Source organism: Yoonia sp. SS1-5, assembly GCF_038443705.2.
GTDB classification, from domain to species: domain Bacteria; phylum Pseudomonadota; class Alphaproteobacteria; order Rhodobacterales; family Rhodobacteraceae; genus Yoonia; species Yoonia rhodophyticola.
Map to the genome: position 1 here is coordinate 559,897 of NZ_CP151767.2, position 17,286 is coordinate 577,182.

A 17,286-nucleotide genomic window follows, 5' to 3' on the forward strand; every position below is an offset into this window, starting at 1 on the left:
GACGTCTGATCGCGCATGGTTGTCATGTCCTTCGGTCGCGCATACACAGCGCGGCACATATCCCGTATCCCCCAAGCAGGTCGTGCATGAAACGCCTAACCGATATCGCCCTCGCCCTTTTGCTGCTGCCGCTTGCCCTATTGCTGTGCGTGCCAGCCGCTATCGCCATCCGTTTGGAGACGCCGGGCAATCCGCTGTTTCTTCAAAAACGCGTGGGGCGCAATCAGCGCCCATTTACCCTGTGGAAGCTTCGCAGCATGTCCAAAGGCACAAAGCAGGCCGGCAGCCACGAGGTTGGCACGGCCCATGTCACCCGGATGGGGCATATCATCAGACGCACCAAGATTGATGAACTCCCCCAGATCTGTAACGTCCTGCTGGGCCAGATGAGCTTTGTCGGTCCCCGTCCTTGCCTGCCAACGCAAGAGGAACTGATCGCAGAGCGCGCGCAGCGGGGTGTTTTTGACGTCCTGCCCGGCATCACCGGTCCGGCCCAGCTTGCTGGTATCGACATGTCAACGCCGCGCCCACTGGCCGAGGCCGATGCCGCCTATATCGCGACACGCAGCTGGACGGGTGACTTGCGCCTTATTGTGCAAACAGCGACGGGCGGTGGGCGCGGTGATGCTGCTGTCGGGCTTAAGTAGCGGACCTGAGAAATGCCAGCGTTTCAGGCATGCCCTGACGCGGGGCCCATCCGAGGACCGATTGCAATTCCGCCGAATTTTCGCACGCCACGGCATCCAGCGCACCGCTGACAAGCTCTGATTTGCCCGTTACCCGACCGAAGGCCCGAAGCAATCCAAGCGGGACAGGCACCAACCGGCTGGGGCGCCCTTTCATCTGCGCCATCAGGCGCACAAGGCTGGCTGTATCAATGTGGTCCGGGTCGCAGCAACACAGGGGCTTTGCCGCCAATGCCGACCATTGGGCCGCATCCGCTGAGGCGATTTTGACCATCAGGTCCGTCAGCGTATCGCGGGCGATATAGGGCCGTTTGGTCTTGGCCAGGCCAAGCGGTATCGGCAGCCCTTTATCCACAAACTTGCTCAAAATCGCCAATGCACCCGACATGCCGGGGCCGTAGACCGCAGGCGGCCGCAGGATCACAAGGTTCTTGCCCGCTGGCAGAATGTCCTGAAACACGCCCTCGGCCGCCAGTTTCTCGACACCGTATGGCCGGGCATCCTCGGGGTGGCGCTGCGCGTGCTGGGCTGCGATTGAGCTCAGCAATAAGACATCCCTGGTTTCACTATCCGCAATGGCCGCGGCCACATGGCGGGCGATCCGGACGGTCGTTGCATTTGCGATATCGGCATTTGGCTTGGCCTTGGTGACCCGCGCGGCCAGGTGAATGATGCACCCTACCCCATCAAGTGCTGCCAAGGGCATTGGCCCCTCGCCAAGGTCGGGACCCTCGAAAATCTCATCCGCTTCATGCACCGTGACCAGCGGCTTGCGGCAATAGAGCCGCAACTTGTGGCCCTCATCCCGCAGTGATTTACACAAGGCCCGCCCGACAAAGCCCGTTGCACCCGTGATCAGAATCCGGCGCGTCACAGTGCGCTGCCCCTTGGCGTATCATTGATCATCATCGGTCCGGCTTTCTCACGATTGCTAACCCCGCATACCCCTGCGGCATATTCTGCGCAAGCTGACCACGGCACCGCCTGCATGCCGCCCTTTCCTGTGCGCCGAGCGCCCGGATATTTCACGGCTGATCGTTGCCAATATCTAGGCGCGACGCAGAAAATAGCCGATCCGCAGGCGACATGCCACGCTGTGATCTTACATCCTGCCCGGTTCTTCTGTAACAAGGCCACGCAAATGTCGGGCCACTTGGGTCCAACCGACACGTGACCATGAGCGGATAAGCGAAATGATACGCCTTTTTCTTGTTATCGCTGCGTTGCGTACATTCTATGATCTGGTCTTTGTTTTCTACATTGTGCCTATCTGGGGCTACCTGGGATATAGTTTTGAATTCAACGCACTCGGCGGCATACTTGCACTGCTTCAGTTGCTTGTGCTGACAGCACTGACACCGGTGCGTGTTGAAAAACCCTCCGATCTTGCCCTAACGCTTCTGTCTGCCTTCCTCGTCCTACCCTTTCAGACGCTTGTCGTGTTTGGGGGCGGGTCATTGCTGCAATTGGCCAGCCCTTTCCTGTCGCTTGTGATCATCAAGCTTTTGACAAGCGGGCCGGCCTACCGGATGCGCCCGGTCAAGCAGGGGTATTCTGTCTATGTCGCCTTTTCCATCTGCGCGATCTTTGGGTATCTCGCATTTGCCGTCGCCAGCGGGGGGTTGTCGAATTTCAACATCGACATAACGCGCGTCTACGATTTCCGGGAAATTCAGAAAGCCGAGATCCAAAGCGGCGTTTTCGCCTACATGGGCAACTGGGTCTATAAGATCATCATCCCGATGGCCGCTGTCCTGCTTTATGCGCAAAAGCGGTATGTGGCGCTGTGCGGCCTGCTTGTCCTGGTTCTGGCCTTTTTCGGCATGAGCAATCACAAGACGACACTGGTGCTGCCCTTTGTCGGGATCGGTGTCTATCACGTCATGCGGCGGCGGCCCACAAGTCACAAGATCATCCTTGGCTTCATCGCCCTATTGGTGGTCTCGATGGCCGTGGCGTTGCTGACCGACAATCATTTGCTTGCAAGCTTTCTGGTGAGACGGGCAATTTTCGCTTCTGGCGCAAATTTCATGAATTACGAGATTTTCTTTGGCGAGTTTGGGCATCTTTACTGGTCAAACTCTGTCCTGTCCGCGTTCCTGGACTACCAGTACGAAATCTCACCATCGCTTATCATCGGAGAGTATGTGGGCAGCGGCGCTAACGCCAATTCGGGCTATATCGCCTCGGGGTATATGCATGCGGGCATATTCGGGATCGTGATCTATTCGGTCATTCTGGCCGCTTATCTGAAGTTTCTGGATTCCTTTGCGGGCACCCAGAACGGAACGATTGTGACAGCCGTCGTGGCCGGGCCGCTGCTGCATCTTTACCAGAATGTTGATCTGGTCATTGCGTTCAACACCCATGGGCTGGCGCTGCTTGCGATATTGGTCTACCTCGCGGCGAGTGTTGAGCAACGTGGCAGCAACACAGCGTCAGGCGCAAGGCCGCGGCCCCTTGGCCAGGGGCTGACCCCGTACAGAAAAGTCTAACAGGATCGTAGTCCGCATCATGCCATTCCCATATTCGCTGTTCGTGGTGATACAGACCTCATGATCCGTGTCCTTGCCAAGCCCAAAACAGGCCCTTCCAACCCGCGAAACGGCCTGATGTATCAGGCCATCGAAACAGACTTCGCTGGACGGGTTTCGATTGATCCCTTCTCGGCCGGGCGCGTCTTGCGCGGCGGCTATGATGTATTCCACATGCATTGGCCCGACCGTATTTTCGCCGGCAGCAATTTGGTGGCGGTGATCAAGCTGATCAGCCTTGCTGTGATGCTGCTTCTGTTTCGGGCGCGCGGGACACGCATCATGTGGACAGTGCATAACCCGGTGATCAAGCACCGACAGGTCCACCCCGTCCTGTTGCGCCGCTATTACATACTCATGCGTTCGCTGGTCACGCATTTTGTCTACCCTTCCTCTGCCTCCCGTCGCGCGTTCGAAGCCGTTTTCGAACGGCTCTCGCTTGGGCAACCATCGGGCGCCCAGACCCAGATTCCACTGGGCCTGCAGGTCGAACTGCAATCCGAGGGGCTCTCGTTTCCCGCCGACCTTGATCCGGATACACATGACTATCTGTTGATCGTGGGCAGGATCAGTGACGACAAATTCCTTGATAAAACAATTGCCGATCTCAGCCCGGTTTTGCAGGAACAATCGCTGCATCTGATCGTTGCGGGAAAGCCCAAAGGCAAAAAGATGGAAGCGCTGGCAGCGCGTATCGCAAACGACCCCAATATCACCGTTTTGCCCCGGTTCTTGACGAACCCAGAGGTGAACGCGCTTATCGCAAAGGCCCGATCTGTTGTGATCGACTATCCGGTGACCAATTCCGGGGTTGCAACGCTGGCCGCTGCCTTGGGGACACCAATCGTGTTTTCGGATCAACAGATGGCGCAGGATTTCGCCACGGATTACGGATTTCCGCATAGCCACGCCCTGCGTGACGATAAGGGATTGATCGACTGGAAGCCCGAAAACGGACAGGCCGCCGCATCCGCGGATTGGGACGCATCGGCAATGTCGATGCGCGATATCGGCCGCCGCTATGCTGAAATGTACATCAAGATATCAGACCGCTAAGGAGCCTGCAGAATGCAAGCCGCAATCCTCATGCGCAACGTAACGCGCGGCATCGAGAAAATACCCGGTGTCAATCTGGTGCAAACTGCCAGGTTTGACGACATCTCTATCCTGATGTTTCCAAAGGTCGGCACACGGTCCATTCGCAATGCGCTGCTGACATATCACGGGTTGGGTCCCGGCCGTGGGCGGGCATGGACACATATGCACTACCACAGCCGCAAAGCGATGCGCACACGGCTCAACACCCCGCAAACACTCGTAGTCCTGCGCGACCCGTTGGAGCGTATCCACTCTTGCTGGAAACAGAAGGTCGGCCGCGAGCGGGACGACAAAAGCTTTTATTTCTTTCAGTACTATCCGTTGCTGAAGCCGGATATGGACTTTCTGGCCTTTCTGCAGGCCATTCACCGGCTACCGACATTCCTGTACGAGAAACATTTCATGCCGTTGAACCACTACCTGTCCGGCATGGATGATCCCAGTTACAGCTTTGCACGGCTGGATCAGCTGGATACGAAACTGGCCGAAATTCTGAATACGACCGCCCCGCCCCAACGCGCAAACACAACCAGCCCGACCGCCATACCCCAGGACGCAAAGGACTATTTCTTTGCGCATCTGCAAGACCGATATCGTGCCGATATTGATCTATTCGAAAAATCTGGCGGCGGGCCGGGCCGGTAAGGCTTTTAGCCGACGGGCTCCTAACGATCTCCCCTGACTTGACGAAGTGATACGCGCGCGACACAACGCATATGCCCTTGAAACACATTGCCCTGCGAGTAGGTCACATGAAATTCCTCATCTTACCGGTCGCTGCATTTTGTGTGGTCATTCGCAAGCTCAGATACTCGGGCTTTGCGTCGCAGGTCAGGGTGCAGACCGCACGCCTGCTTGGCGCGCGCATTGGCAGCAACGTCAAAATCCGCCCGGGCGTTTTGATCAAGGGTGCCAAAAACATCAGTATCGGCAACAATTGCTATATTGGCGAGGGCACGACCCTTGTGGGCTATGACGCCACGATCACCATTGGAAATGACGTGGCAATTGCTGAAAACGTATACATATCGGCCCGCAACCATCGCTTTCGCGATCCCTCCAGACTGATCCGCGAACAGGGCTACAAGGGCGCAGATGTCCGCGTAGGTGACAATGTCTGGCTGGCGCATGGTGCCACTATCCTTGCAGGAACAGTACTGGAGCCCGGCACGGTTGTCGGCGCCGGGGCTGTTGCCGAAAAGGCGTTGGGCCGACCGGCCATACATACTGCGGCAACCAACATCATCCATCTGGACCACGAGCCAAAGGCGTGACCAACAGCGGCAAGAACCTCGTCCGCAAGGATCTGTTGCTGACCCTTGCTGCATCCGCGAGCCTGGCTTTTGTACTGATTGTCTTTAATGCCCTGGCCGCGCGTTTGCTTGGAAAGGAAGCCTTCGGGATCTTGCAGACCGCCAGAAATCTTGCGGTTCTGTTCGTACCTGTCGTGACATTCAGCCTTGCCATTGCGCTGCCGCGCTACATGGCCGAGCAGGATGACAAACACGGCCATGTGGCTGCAGCGGGACAGATTTTCATCGCCATATTGGGTATCACCGCGGCAATAGCCGCCGCGTTGATGGTCTTTCCCGTCCTCCCCACCCCGCAGCAGATGCTTGTCCCGTTTGTCTTTGCCATCTGCGTGACGATGGCCGCGGTTCGTCTTGTCGAGTCGGTCCTGCGCGGACATCGCAAAATCGGACTTGCGGCCTTTGTCAAAGGCCCCGTGAACGGCGCTGTGCATATCTTTGCCTTTGTGGTGATGCTCCTCATTCCCACATGGCAGTTTGCAGCATTTGGCCTGATCGGGGGGTATGCGATTGCGGTGGTATGCGGCGCCATCCTGATCCTGCGTCTGCGGCAACCGGCCACGTCCGGGACACTGACTGATATCCGTCGGCGGCTCCTTGTGTTTGGTGCAGGCCGAACACCAGGCGGTGTCCTGAAATCGCTGGTATTTGGTGTGCCCTTTGCGGTGCTGTCGGCCAAAGGCGCATTTGAGGCGGCGGCAGTCTATGCAATCGGTCTTTATTTCATCCGGATCGCCGAAGCGATCATCACCGGAATTTCGCCGTCAATCGTGTTTCAATCCGCGCGCATCAAGAAGGACGAAGGCGAGGTCAAGCTTTCGGAATTCGTCAACGCCTTGTTGGAAGGTGCGGTGACAATGTCCATCGCCCTGCTCATCTTTCTGCTGGTCTGGCATGTCGATATTGTCACATTCCTTTTTGGTCAGGGATACGAGAACGACATGGACCTGATCGCCTTGCTGGCAATCGCGCTGGTGCCGCAATGCGTTTTTGTGGTCTTGCGCAGCGTGGTGGACGTGACCCACGACTTGCCGATCAATACGGGGGTTGTCGCTGTTGCGGTGATCGTCCAACTCTTGTGCCTGTACATCTTCAGTGACAGCTATCCCATTGGCCACGTGGTGACGATGGCGACACTGATCGCACTCTTTGTGATCATGGCAGGCACACTACTGGCCGCATTCCCGGTTTTGAGGTTGGTCACATCCCGCGGGGAATGGGCAAAGATTGGCGCAACTTTGGTATTTCTGGCTCTGGTAAACTCCATATCCGCCATGCTAACTGCCGGAATAGGGGCTGTGGTGTTGGTCGGTGTTCTGAACGCCGCCATTTTGATTGGGTCAGTAGTCGGTCTTCGACATCGATGGTTTTTTCGCTTGTTTTCGAATAGGGGCGCACGTTGATTGTCAGCGATACGCATAAATTTGTCTTCGTACAAATCCCGCATACGGGATCAACCGGACTGGGCCGACTGCTGGTTGAACAGTATGGCGGCCGGGAGATTCTGCGCAAGCACAGCTATCTGGATGAACTGAAAACCGCTTTCCCGGACATCTACCGGGACTATTACATCATTGGCGGGGTTCGGAACCCGTTGGACGATCGGGTGTCGTCCTACTTCAAACTGAAATCCGATCATATGGGCCTGTATTCCGGCCAGCTGAAGGACAAAAAGGCGATACCCGGCGGGAAACGCACCCGGAAGATGCATCAGCTGATCCTTGAAAAGGATTTGTCGTTCTCCGACTATTTCGTGCAATTCGTCCCGCTGGTCTATTGGAACCCGATTTCCATCCAGCAGCAGCGATACAATCAGATATACCGGTTCGAGAGCCTTGATGCGGATATGCTGGCGTTTTCGAAGGCCATTGGTGTCGACCCGATCATCCTGCCGAAAAGCAACAAGACCGCCGGGCGCGACACGGATTTTACCCAGTACTACGACACCCGCGCGCAAGAGCATGCGCGCAAGATATTCACACCCTTCATGGACGCGTTTGGTTACGACTTTCCCGACGACTGGGCCAGCGGGCAGACCCCCGGTTGGGTCGCGACAAACACCGCATTTGCAATTCGTCGCGCGCAGTGGAAACTCCAAAACCTGCGTGCTAACAGGCTCGCGCGACGTAAAGGCCCGATGAACACGTAAAGAGTGTCTGCCGCTCTTATTTGAAACGAAAGAACTTCATGTCTAATCCTGTGCGATATACCGCTGAAACGTTTGTTGTCGTTGGCCTGGGACATATTGGCCTGCCGATCTACTACACGCTGGGGCAAAGCTACGGCGTTGAAAACGTGTTCGGTGTGGACAAAAGTGACACCGTTTTGGGTGAGTTGCGGGCCGCTGATTATCAGGCCAAGGAACCCGGCATCACGCTGAGCGCGGCCCAAAAGGCAAACATAGCGTCCCAGATACCCGAGGGCCGGACAGGACCCGCCGTGGTGCAAATCGCCGTCGATGTGTCAATCACCGGATCAAGTTATGACGTCACCAACCTGCTGGCGGCCATTCAAAGCACCGCAGACCGGTTTGATGAGGCACTGATCATCGTCAGATCCACCATATCACCCGACGCGATTGCAGCACTTGAAGGTGTCGAACTTGGCCCCAGACAAGGTCTGGTATTTGTGCCGGAGTTCATGCGCGAAGGCCTTGCACTCAAGGATATTGCAACCAACCCCGTCTATCATGGGCTGATCAAGGCGGGCAGTGCCTTTTCGCTTGGCACCTATTGTGACGCCACGACCTATGACGCCCGGGCGCTGACCATTGTGAAGATCGCCAATAATGCCTGGCGCGCGGAAAAGGTGGCATTCGCCAACTTGCTTGCAATGATCTCAGAGGCTTATGGCGCTGATCCCGAACAGGTCAGCGGATTGTTTTTGTCGGACCCCCTGAACGTGACAGCGGCCTATCTGCGGCCCGGCGCACCCTTTGGCGGCTATTGCCTTCCGAAGGAAACGCAGATGATGGCAGAATTCGAGCGCGCAAAAACCGGAACGGCTCATTTCCAGTCAGTACTTGATACCAATGACGCCGCGATCCGCTACTGGGTCGAAAAGATTCTGGCAACCTCCCCGCAACGCGTTGTTTTCGAAACATTTTCGTTCAAAACCGATATCATGGATCTGCGCAACTCACCCTATCTTGTGATGAAGGACCAGATCGAAGCGGCAGGCATCACCGTGGTTGATGCGGCCCATGCAGGGGCGGTTGCGGCGGGTGACACATTTGTCGATATCTCGTGCAAAGGTGGTCCTGAAGGCTATGGCGCTTATGTCAAAATGAACTTTTCGCCGGCTGACAATGTGCCGCAATCACTGGTTGCCGAGTAGCCAACCATGCCTGACGCCGATCAATCTGTCTCTGTCCTGATCCCCTGCTACAACAATGGCGATACAATTGCCGAGGCTGTGGCATCCGTGATGGAACAGGATCAGTTTGAGGGTGAAATCATCATCTATGACGACTTCTCATCCGATGAGAGGACGCATTATGTGCTCAAAGAGCTCGCGCAGGCACATCCCGAGATCACGTTGATCTTCGCCAACAAGAATCAAGGGGCGGGATACGCGCGCAAGCATCTTATTGCGCAGGCACGTCACCCGCTTTGCGGGTTTCTTGATGCAGATGATACCTGGTGCGCCGGAAAGCTATCGGCGCAGCTGGCCGTGATGGCCGATCCGGATGTCTTGCTGTGTTTTTCGGCCTACCTGATTTGCGACGAAGCGTTAAAGCCCGTCGCCGTCAGACAGGTTCCGGCGCGGACGACATACAAGGCCATGCTGCGGGCCAATGTGATCCCGACCAGCACGGCAATGTTCCGGACCAAACCGGCGCAAGCATTTGACTTTCCGGTCCTCCGGCAGCGACAGGATTATGCGTTCTGGCTGCTGATGCTCAAAAACAACCCCGGCAAGGCCGCGATCGGCCTGCCCGAGCCGCTGGTTTGTTATCGCAACCGCGAAAACTCGCTCTCCTCGTCGCGATTGCGCAACATGAAATTCAACTACCTCGTTTTCAGGTCTGCCCTGAAAAAGAGCGTGCCGACATCCTGCATGTTCTTGACGATCAACATCTTCCAGCGTCTGTTTGCGTCGCGCATAAACCTCCTGCGCTAATCCCTCGTACGCGGCCCCGCACCAAAGTGACCGCGCAGGCGATGTCGCAAACTTTGCGCCGACACGGTCAGCGCAAGCAAACCGGTTGTAACTCAACGGGACGTCGATCACGTCCTCGATCGCCCTCCATCGCGTCGCTCCAAAGCATGTAGCGAATTGCAGCATCGCCGCCAAGCGACCCTTCTGTATCTTCTGGCCTGCCCATAAATTACACTAGTCTCGTCTCTTTTGGCTATCTGTGAGCCCGTAGGCCGTAGAGTGCCCGACCCACAAAGCACTGGTGCACAAAAAAACGTACATGATTGTTCTACCGATTTTGTCTAACGTGCCGTCGCCGAGCGGAATAAATCTGCCCATCCAGGCTATGACGCTCATAGCACAAAAGAATGCCACAACTCCCAACAACGGAAAACGAGCGACAAAATTCCGGTAATGGCTGGTGATTTTCACGATTTGCGGTTCTCCGTGTTGAAGAGCAGTTGTAGATGCTCAGTCCAATTTACTTTTGGTTGAGGCGCGTAAGAGCTGAATTGTGCGAATAGCAACGCTTTATACCCCACATCTTGTCGCCAATCGTTGACGATAGCCACCACAGCGTACCACTGAACGCAACCCGCTAAAGTTGAACCTATTGAACAAGGATCGGCTCAATACTCGATCTGGCGCGACAATTCCAAAGTTGATGGCCCCATTGTTTCCGTCCGGGCATAAGCACAAAAGAGCCACTGGACTTGTCGCGGTTTGATACCGTTCTGTTGATAGCATTTACCGGAACAATGAAGGCCGACGGTGGGACTGGAACCCACGGATGACTTTCGGGCTGATGCGGTGCGTCGCGCACTCATGGGCCGGCTGTTACGCAAACTGCTAGCGTCGGATTTGGGCGTTGGCCTTTCCACGTCAAGCAAGCGGTTGACTGGGCATCATGACACAGAGGTGATGGCGGACAGACAGGGATTCGAACCCTGGAGACGGTCTCCCGCCTACACACTTTCCAGGCGTGCGCCTTCGACCACTCGGCCACCTGTCCGTGGCGCGGGTTTAGCCGCAACCAGCCCCCTTTTGCAAGACCTTCCAGATATGTTTGTCGGCCCCGTTTACTCTGCCCTCCACCCGGCCATATAAATGTCTAACAGTTTCGCCAGACAGGTATGCATGCTTCACGATCCTCCCCAGCGGGCGCCCAAGGACAAGCGCAACGATGCCGCGCGCCTTCAGACAGGCGCGCTGGTCATTATTGCATTTGCTGTTGCGCTGTTTTTGCTGGTGCAGGCCCGGTTCATGCTGATTTCGCTGGCAACGGCGATCATCCTTTTCAGCCTGACAAGCGATGTGATCAATTTCATTGGCCGCCAGCGGATCGGTCCGTTTCGGATACCCAATGCGCTGGCCAGTATCGCGGCCATGGTGTTGATCGCCTTGGCGCTGATCACGCTGACATCCATTCTGCTGGCGCAGGTCAACACCGTGCTTGTGACCACCCTGTCCTATACCGAACGGGCGCCGTCGGCCGTGGCATCCCTGTTCAGCTGGCTGGGCGCCGACAGCCAGATGGCGATCTTCAATGCGCTGCAATCGGTTGATGTCTCAAGCTATCTGCGCAGTGCTGCCAGTCAGGCCACTGGAATGACCCAGGCCACGGTGTTGGTGATCCTGTTTGTCGGGTTTCTGTTTGCAGAACGTATCTGGTTTCAGACCAAGCTGCATAATTTCGTAGGCGACCCTGTTCAGGCCGAGCGGGTTGGCAAAATCATTCAGTCGATCATCCACCGGGTCAACTATTACCTGCTGGTCAAGACGGTGATCAGCGCCATCACGGGGGCGATGATCTATGTTCTGGCCAAGGCGTTTGGGTTGGAGCTTGCGACCTCAATCGGCATCATCACCTTTGTGCTGAATTTCATCCCCAATATCGGGTCCATCGTGGCGACGGCCTTGATCGCCCTTGTGGCGCATGTGCAGCTGGGTGATCCAACCGTGACACTCGCGATCTTCGCGATTGCAGGTGTGATCCAGTTTGTGAATGGCAGCATTATTGATCCGATGTTGATGGGCCGCGCGCTGCGCCTGTCGTCATTCGGCATCATTCTGTCGCTAGCCTTCTGGGGCGCAGTCTGGGGCATTCCGGGCATGTTCCTTTCGGTGCCGATCATGGTGATGCTGCTCGTTGTCTGCAGCCATGTGCCGGGCCTGCGCCCCTTTGCCATTCTGCTCTCGCGCGAGGGGCTGCCGGAATCGGAACGCATGCTTGAGCAACCGATTGAGCGTGACCTGTTCGGGCAGGATATCACCAACGACTGATCGCTTGGAGCTATGGTGCGTCCTAGCGGCGCGCCAGCAGAAAAAGCGTCCCAATGACGATCTCGGAGAATGCGGCAACCAGAATGGCAAATGACGCGGTGCCGATCGTCCATTCGTAGATGCCGGTCGCCGCGATCCCCATCCACGTGACCGCCATCGCCAGACAAATCCCGTCGCGGGCGGACCCGACATCAAGATCACGGCACGCCCATAGCACGATGGCCAACCCCAGAAACAACGGCGCGGCACGTCGGCCCAGAAAGTCTGCGCCCGAATCTGGTGCGACCCCGTAAGTGGCAATGTAGTAGCCGCTATTGACCACAAACAGAATAAAGAGCGCCACACAAAGCGTCGCGGCACCACTGCAAATGACCCGGTACATCTCTCGCCTCCTAATCCGGCCTGTCCGTCGGGACGGGCTTGCTGCGGATCAACTGGCGCGAGAAATAGGCGATATCCTCGGCAAAATATTGATAGCTATCCGCGTTATCGACGGCCTTCGCCGCATTCTCGGCCGCCATGCGTTCGCAATCGGGTCGCGAATAGCAATGGTCATCCGTCCGGGCGACCCTGTTGAAATGGGACAGCTCGTGGATGACCGTCCCTTCCCGCGTTCCGTTCTTGCTGGCCCTTGCGGCAGGTTGAAAGTCCCGCATCGTTGGCAGATCAAAGAAGGCGGGGCAGATGTGCAACCGGTAGGGCTCGCCCGGATAGACCCAGGCGTAGGCATCATCGCCGCAGCCATCATCACCCAGCGCATCGCATTGGATGGCAACGGCACCGGTGCGGATCGCGCGCAGGACGGATTTGAAGTTCGCGCGGACCTTTTCGGCATGTGGCCGGGAATAGGCCCCGAACCAGCGGGTATATTCCGGGCTGTCACCCAGATTGGTCGCCGCCTCCAGCGTCAGCCGCTTGGCATCGCGCAAGGCTTGCACTGCGATGCGCGCCTGATCCTTGTGGCACCCGATCATGGTTTGCGCCGCCCCGGGCGAACCCGCCAGCGAAAGGATCAGGATTATGGCAAGGCGCGTCATCGTCATTCCAGATGCAGATAGACCCGCCGGTTCTGGCGGCCCTTCTTTTCGATTTTGCCAATACGGACGGTCCCGATTTCGGAGGTGTTGGAAACATGCGTACCCCCGCAGGGCTGCAGATCGGCCGTCTCGGACCCGACCCCGATACGCACCAGCCGGATTTTTCCAGAACCGCGCGGCGGCTGGACCGACATCGTCTTGACTAGATCGGGTGCGGCATCCAGTTCCGCATCCGTGATCCACTCGTCGGTGACATCCATGTTGCAGGCAATCAGGCGGTTCAGGTCGTCCTGCAATTGCGTCTTGTCCTGCGGTGCCTCTGGCATGTCGAAATCAAGCCGCCCCTTGTCCGCGGCAATGGACCCGCCGGACACAGGCAACGGGATCACAACCGACAACAGATGCAGCGCGGTATGCACCCGCATCAGACGATGCCGCCGATCCCAATTGATGGTTTGGGTCACGGTTTGCCCGACGGGTGGCAGGGCTGCAGGTTCAGCCGGGAGCAAGACCACCTCATCCCCCTGCCCCTTGACGGCTGTGGCGACATCCAGCCCGCCGCCGGTCCAGGACAATGTCCCGCTATCCCCCGGCTGACCGCCCGAGGTCGGATAAAACACCGTCTGGTCCAGAACGATCCCACCCTCATCGGTGAGTGCCGTCACCGTGCCGGTGCAACTGCGCAGATATGCATCATCGCGGAACAAAAGTGTGGTCATGCGGGGCCTTCTTTGCGGAGCACTTCGGGGTTGCGTAACCAAATGTCACGCTGCGCAAAGGGAATTTCAATGCCGGCTTCTGCAAATTTTTGCGCGATCTGATGATTCATCTCGGATTTCGCGACCATGACATAATTGACGTCCCGCAGGATTGCGCGAATTTCGAAATCAAGGGAATCCGCGCCAAAGCCATTGAACAGAATCGCCGGCGGCGGGGTCATGATGACCAGCGGGTGACTTTCCGCGACCTCCTTGAGGATGGCGTTGACCTTGTCCAGGTCACTGCCATAGGCCACGCCAACCGGCACAATGACCCGACCGACAAGATTGCCCCGGGTCCAGTTGGTCACCTGCCCGCTGACCAGATCAGCGTTTGGCACGATCACGTCGGTTCTGTCGAAGGTTTCGATCCGGGTGGAGCGGACAGAGATCGCGCGCACATAGCCCATCTGCCCGCCAACTTCGATCCAATCCCCTTCACTGACCGGCCGTTCAATCAACAAAATGATCCCGGAAACGAAATTCGAGACGATATTCTGCAAACCAAAGCCGATCCCGACCGACAAGGCACCGGCCACGATGGCCAGATTGGACAGGTCAATGCCCGCACTGGTGATCGCGATAATCGCGGCCAGCATGATCCCGACATACCCAAACCCCGCCACAATCGCGTTTTGCCCGCCCAGATCAAGCCGCGTGCGCGGCAATACCGATTTGCGCAAGGTTGCCTGAATAAAGCGCGTCAGCAGGTAACCCACTGCGAACACAAGCGCGAAGGTCAGAAAATCGGTTGGCGAAATCCGCGTCTCGCCAATTGCAAACCCTTCCCGGAACCGCGCCCAGACCTCGACCAGGTCATCAACGCGCGCGCCCCAGATCAGCGCAAATAGCGGCAAGCTTAACAGATAAAGCCCAAGGCCAATCACCACGGGTAGCAGCGCCACGGTGCCCTTGGCCTCGCCATCCTCGGTCATCGAGACATTGCTGAGGTCCTGCAATGTCCGCTGTGCGACCAGCACAAAGCCGAGCAAGCCCAGTGACATCACCCATGAGGTCATCAGGGATAGACCGCCCGACCCGAACCCGACCGCCGCAATCAGGGGGGCGGCCAATGCTACGATGGTACAGCTGCGCCCGAGCAGCCGCCGCATACGTCCCGGTGACACCGGCGCGCCGTCCAGTTCGACCGGGGCCGTATTGATCGCCCGCCCCAGCCGCCACAGCAGAATGCCCATCACCACCAGATACGGCCATTCAATGGCCGCCTGCGCCCCATCGCTGACATCAACCGTGTTCAACGCTTGCCGAAACAGAAAACCCCCGGCCAGCACCCATGCCAGTCCCACGCCGTAAGCCCGGCCCCGCGACCGGGTTGCACTGTCATAGCCGAACTGGCCGGGTTTTTCGCCCGGCGGAAACAGGTGACGGCTCAGCCACCAGCCAAAGACCACAACAAAGCCTGCGTAAGGCAGTGCCTCCAGCACGTCGCCGCTGCGCAAGCCAAATATGTTCAGCGTGTCGAACCCCGCTGACAGCGCAAAAAGACCCAGAACCGGCACCAGGATCTGCACCATGGAAAGGATCAGCAACCAGAACGGCATCCAACGTGTCTCAAACCCTTCGACCCAGACGCGCAGATCGGTGACGGCCCGGCGCGCAATGCCCAACAGAAACACCCCCAGCACCACAAACCCAAGCGCCCGGGGCAAGTTGGCAACCAATTGTCCGGCCGCCCGCTCGCGCCCCCAGCCAGAGGCGGTTTCCACGCCGATGACAGAAAACACGTTCAAAACCGACGTCACCGCATCGCCAAGATGGGCGGGGTTCAGCGGTGACGGCCCACGCGTGGTCAGTGCCGTTGTCTGGCGCTGCAAAAGCTGCGTGTCGATTTCGCTGATCAGCCCATTCGCACGGGCATAGGCCTCTTCCGCCAGCACGCGCGGCGCGGTGAGGTCGTCCATCTGTGTCGCAAGCGCGGCGCGGCGGCGGGCGATGGCCTCTGCCTCTTCGCCGCTTTCAGGCACGGGGCCTAGCGCGTCGATCTGGGTCTGAACTGTCGCGATCCGGCCACCATTGACACCGGTCCGGGCCAGAAACACATCGCGCCATACCACAAGTTCGCTGCGAATGCGGCCCAGCGTAAAGGCCGATGCCTCGCCGGACAGGGCCAGCTGTTCGGCACGCAAGGCCAATTGGGTCCAATCCGCATCCGGATCAACGCCCACAACCACCTCGGGCGCAAGATCAGGCAGCGGGGTCTCTTCTGTTTGCTCGGGTGGGGCATCGGCCTCTGCCGTGGCCTCGGCAGTCGGGTCGGTTGCGGGGTCCACGCCGGGAATGGGAGTGTCTTGTGACAAAACGGCAAAGGGCCACAGCAGCAGGAGTGCCGCGATGACAAAGGGCCGGATCATACGTCCTCGCGCACCGATGGAATATCAGGCGCCCGGTCAAGCCAGTCAGGCACCGGCAAGCCTTTTTCGCGCATGAAATCAGGGTTATAAAGCTTGGATTGATAGCGGGTTCCATAGTCGCACAGGATCGTCACGATCGTGTGGCCCGGCCCCATATCCTTGGCCATCCGGATTGCGCCCGCAATATTCACCCCGGTTGATCCACCCATGCAGAGCCCCTCATCACGAAGCAGGTCAAATACAATAGGTATGGCCTCTTGGTCACTGATATTATACGTAAAATCAGGATTGAGACCTTCGAGGTTCTTGGTGATGCGGGCCTGACCGATCCCTTCGGAAATCGACACGCCTTCCATCTTCAGCTCGCCCGTTGTGTAGAAGGAATAAAGCGCCGCACCATCGGGGTCCGCCAGACCGATTTTGACGCCCTTGTCCTGCAGGGCCATTGCAACGCCCGTCAATGTGCCGCCAGAGCCGCAGGCACAGATGAAACCATCGACCTTGCCATCGGTCTGGTCCCAGATTTCGGGCGCCGTGGTTTCGATATGGGCCTGCCGGTTGGCAACATTGTCAAACTGGTTGGCCCAGATGGCACCATTGGGAAGGGTCTCGTTCAACTTGATTGCAAGCCGCTCGGAATAGCGGACGAAATTGTTCGGGTTGCGATACGGGGCGGCGGGCACTTCGACCAGCTCTGCACCGGCAAGGCGCAACATATCCTTTTTCTCCTGGCTTTGCGTCTCGGGGATGACGATGACCGTCTTGAACCCCATTGAAGCGCCAACAAGGGCCAGGCCGATCCCGGTATTGCCGGCGGTGCCTTCAACGATGGTCCCGCCCGGTTTCAGTTCACCCCGCGCAACGGCATCGCGAATGATATACAGCGCAGCGCGGTCCTTGACGGACTGGCCGGGGTTCATGAATTCGGCCTTGCCGAGGATGGTGCATCCGGTTGCTGCCGATGCTGCGCGCAGTTTGATCAGGGGGGTATTGCCTACCGCGTCTGCAAGGTCGGAACGGATGGTCATTTGGCGGGCCTTTCTTTGCGTCCCACATGTGTAGGACCGC

At 57.8% G+C, this 17,286-nt stretch carries 16 protein-coding genes and 1 tRNA gene; 10 read left to right on the forward strand and 7 right to left on the reverse strand.

Annotated features, from left to right (window positions below):
* Window positions 1-86 precede the first annotated feature (86 nt).
* Window positions 87-647, forward strand: a complete 561-nt coding sequence (locus AABB31_RS04285) for a sugar transferase (protein ID WP_342075684.1) — start codon at window positions 87-89, stop codon at window positions 645-647.
* On the opposite strand, the gene AABB31_RS04290 is transcribed toward AABB31_RS04285, so the two are convergent.
* Entirely contained in the window at window positions 640-1,560 is a 921-nt protein-coding gene (locus AABB31_RS04290; RefSeq protein ID WP_342075683.1) for an NAD-dependent epimerase/dehydratase family protein, read from the reverse strand. The two genes, AABB31_RS04285 and AABB31_RS04290, sit on opposite strands and share 8 nt — an antisense overlap.
* Before the next feature lie 319 nt (window positions 1,561-1,879).
* Here AABB31_RS04290 and AABB31_RS04295 point away from each other — a divergent pair, with 319 nt between their 5' ends.
* From AABB31_RS04295 to AABB31_RS04330, 8 genes are all read left to right on the forward strand, one after another.
* Window positions 1,880-3,181 carry a hypothetical protein gene (locus AABB31_RS04295; RefSeq protein ID WP_342075682.1) on the forward strand — a complete coding sequence of 434 codons (1,302 nt, stop codon included), beginning with the start codon at window positions 1,880-1,882 and terminating at the stop codon, window positions 3,179-3,181.
* Window positions 3,182-3,241: 60 nt separating this feature from the next.
* Complete coding sequence (locus tag AABB31_RS04300; RefSeq protein ID WP_342075681.1) at window positions 3,242-4,276, forward strand: glycosyltransferase; 1,035 nt, start codon at window positions 3,242-3,244, stop codon at window positions 4,274-4,276.
* Between the two features lie 12 nt (window positions 4,277-4,288).
* Window positions 4,289-4,963 carry a sulfotransferase family 2 domain-containing protein gene (locus AABB31_RS04305; protein ID WP_342075680.1) on the forward strand — a complete coding sequence of 225 codons (675 nt, stop codon included), beginning with the start codon at window positions 4,289-4,291 and terminating at the stop codon, window positions 4,961-4,963.
* Window positions 4,964-5,070: 107 nt separating this feature from the next.
* The gene (locus AABB31_RS04310; RefSeq protein ID WP_342075679.1) at window positions 5,071-5,592 is read left to right on the forward strand and encodes a DapH/DapD/GlmU-related protein; all 522 of its coding nucleotides are present in this window, start codon (window positions 5,071-5,073) and stop codon (window positions 5,590-5,592) included.
* Window positions 5,589-7,031 carry a lipopolysaccharide biosynthesis protein gene (locus AABB31_RS04315; RefSeq protein ID WP_342075678.1) on the forward strand — a complete coding sequence of 481 codons (1,443 nt, stop codon included), beginning with the start codon at window positions 5,589-5,591 and terminating at the stop codon, window positions 7,029-7,031. Before AABB31_RS04310 ends, AABB31_RS04315 begins: the two co-directional genes overlap by 4 nt.
* Window positions 7,028-7,777 carry a sulfotransferase family 2 domain-containing protein gene (locus AABB31_RS04320; RefSeq protein WP_342075677.1) on the forward strand — a complete coding sequence of 250 codons (750 nt, stop codon included), beginning with the start codon at window positions 7,028-7,030 and terminating at the stop codon, window positions 7,775-7,777. The genes AABB31_RS04315 and AABB31_RS04320 overlap by 4 nt, the downstream gene beginning before the upstream one ends.
* Window positions 7,778-7,815: 38 nt before the next feature.
* A complete protein-coding gene (locus AABB31_RS04325) occupies window positions 7,816-8,964 on the forward strand; it encodes a hypothetical protein (protein WP_342075676.1) in 1,149 nt (382 codons plus the stop codon).
* Window positions 8,965-8,970: 6 nt separating this feature from the next.
* Complete coding sequence (locus tag AABB31_RS04330; RefSeq protein ID WP_342075675.1) at window positions 8,971-9,750, forward strand: glycosyltransferase family 2 protein; 780 nt, start codon at window positions 8,971-8,973, stop codon at window positions 9,748-9,750.
* A 940-nt stretch (window positions 9,751-10,690) separates the two neighbouring features.
* On the opposite strand, the gene AABB31_RS04335 is transcribed toward AABB31_RS04330, so the two are convergent.
* Window positions 10,691-10,780 (reverse strand) — tRNA-Ser (locus AABB31_RS04335).
* A 125-nt stretch (window positions 10,781-10,905) separates the two neighbouring features.
* Here AABB31_RS04335 and AABB31_RS04340 point away from each other — a divergent pair.
* Window positions 10,906-12,051, forward strand: coding sequence for an AI-2E family transporter (locus AABB31_RS04340; RefSeq protein ID WP_342075674.1), 1,146 nt, complete (start codon window positions 10,906-10,908; stop codon window positions 12,049-12,051).
* Between the two features lie 22 nt (window positions 12,052-12,073).
* On the opposite strand, the gene AABB31_RS04345 is transcribed toward AABB31_RS04340, so the two are convergent.
* The 5 genes from AABB31_RS04345 to AABB31_RS04365 are packed head-to-tail and all read right to left on the reverse strand — an operon-like array spanning window position 12,074 to window position 17,246.
* The gene (locus tag AABB31_RS04345; RefSeq protein ID WP_342075673.1) at window positions 12,074-12,433 is read right to left on the reverse strand and encodes a hypothetical protein; all 360 of its coding nucleotides are present in this window, start codon (window positions 12,431-12,433) and stop codon (window positions 12,074-12,076) included.
* Window positions 12,434-12,443: 10 nt separating this feature from the next.
* A complete protein-coding gene (locus AABB31_RS04350) occupies window positions 12,444-13,088 on the reverse strand; it encodes a M35 family metallo-endopeptidase (RefSeq protein WP_373635462.1) in 645 nt (214 codons plus the stop codon).
* A gap of 2 nt (window positions 13,089-13,090) precedes the next feature.
* Window positions 13,091-13,807, reverse strand: coding sequence for an alanyl-tRNA editing protein (locus AABB31_RS04355; protein ID WP_342075671.1), 717 nt, complete (start codon window positions 13,805-13,807; stop codon window positions 13,091-13,093).
* Entirely contained in the window at window positions 13,804-16,218 is a 2,415-nt protein-coding gene (locus AABB31_RS04360) for a DUF3772 domain-containing protein (RefSeq protein WP_373635463.1), read from the reverse strand. The genes AABB31_RS04355 and AABB31_RS04360 overlap by 4 nt, the downstream gene beginning before the upstream one ends.
* The gene (locus tag AABB31_RS04365) at window positions 16,215-17,246 is read right to left on the reverse strand and encodes a cysteine synthase A (protein WP_342075668.1); all 1,032 of its coding nucleotides are present in this window, start codon (window positions 17,244-17,246) and stop codon (window positions 16,215-16,217) included. The genes AABB31_RS04360 and AABB31_RS04365 overlap by 4 nt, the downstream gene beginning before the upstream one ends.
* Window positions 17,247-17,286 lie beyond the last annotated feature (40 nt).

Excerpts from the sequence above, each read along its gene's own strand:
- AABB31_RS04330 (WP_342075675.1), top strand. The coding sequence starts at position 8,971 with ATGCCTGACGCCGATCAATCTGTCTCTGTCCTGATCCCCTGCTACAAC.
- AABB31_RS04305 (WP_342075680.1), top strand. The coding sequence starts at position 4,289 with ATGCAAGCCGCAATCCTCATGCGCAACGTAACGCGCGGCATCGAGAAA.
- AABB31_RS04360 (WP_373635463.1), bottom strand. The coding sequence starts at position 16,218 with ATGATCCGGCCCTTTGTCATCGCGGCACTCCTGCTGCTGTGGCCCTTT.
- AABB31_RS04285 (WP_342075684.1), top strand. The coding sequence starts at position 87 with ATGAAACGCCTAACCGATATCGCCCTCGCCCTTTTGCTGCTGCCGCTT.
- AABB31_RS04340 (WP_342075674.1), top strand. The coding sequence starts at position 10,906 with ATGCTTCACGATCCTCCCCAGCGGGCGCCCAAGGACAAGCGCAACGAT.
- AABB31_RS04355 (WP_342075671.1), bottom strand. The coding sequence starts at position 13,807 with ATGACCACACTTTTGTTCCGCGATGATGCATATCTGCGCAGTTGCACC.
- AABB31_RS04300 (WP_342075681.1), top strand. The coding sequence starts at position 3,242 with ATGATCCGTGTCCTTGCCAAGCCCAAAACAGGCCCTTCCAACCCGCGA.
- AABB31_RS04365 (WP_342075668.1), bottom strand. The coding sequence starts at position 17,246 with ATGACCATCCGTTCCGACCTTGCAGACGCGGTAGGCAATACCCCCCTG.
- AABB31_RS04295 (WP_342075682.1), top strand. The coding sequence starts at position 1,880 with ATGATACGCCTTTTTCTTGTTATCGCTGCGTTGCGTACATTCTATGAT.
- AABB31_RS04350 (WP_373635462.1), bottom strand. The coding sequence starts at position 13,088 with ATGACGCGCCTTGCCATAATCCTGATCCTTTCGCTGGCGGGTTCGCCC.
- AABB31_RS04310 (WP_342075679.1), top strand. The coding sequence starts at position 5,071 with ATGAAATTCCTCATCTTACCGGTCGCTGCATTTTGTGTGGTCATTCGC.
- AABB31_RS04345 (WP_342075673.1), bottom strand. The coding sequence starts at position 12,433 with ATGTACCGGGTCATTTGCAGTGGTGCCGCGACGCTTTGTGTGGCGCTC.
- AABB31_RS04325 (WP_342075676.1), top strand. The coding sequence starts at position 7,816 with ATGTCTAATCCTGTGCGATATACCGCTGAAACGTTTGTTGTCGTTGGC.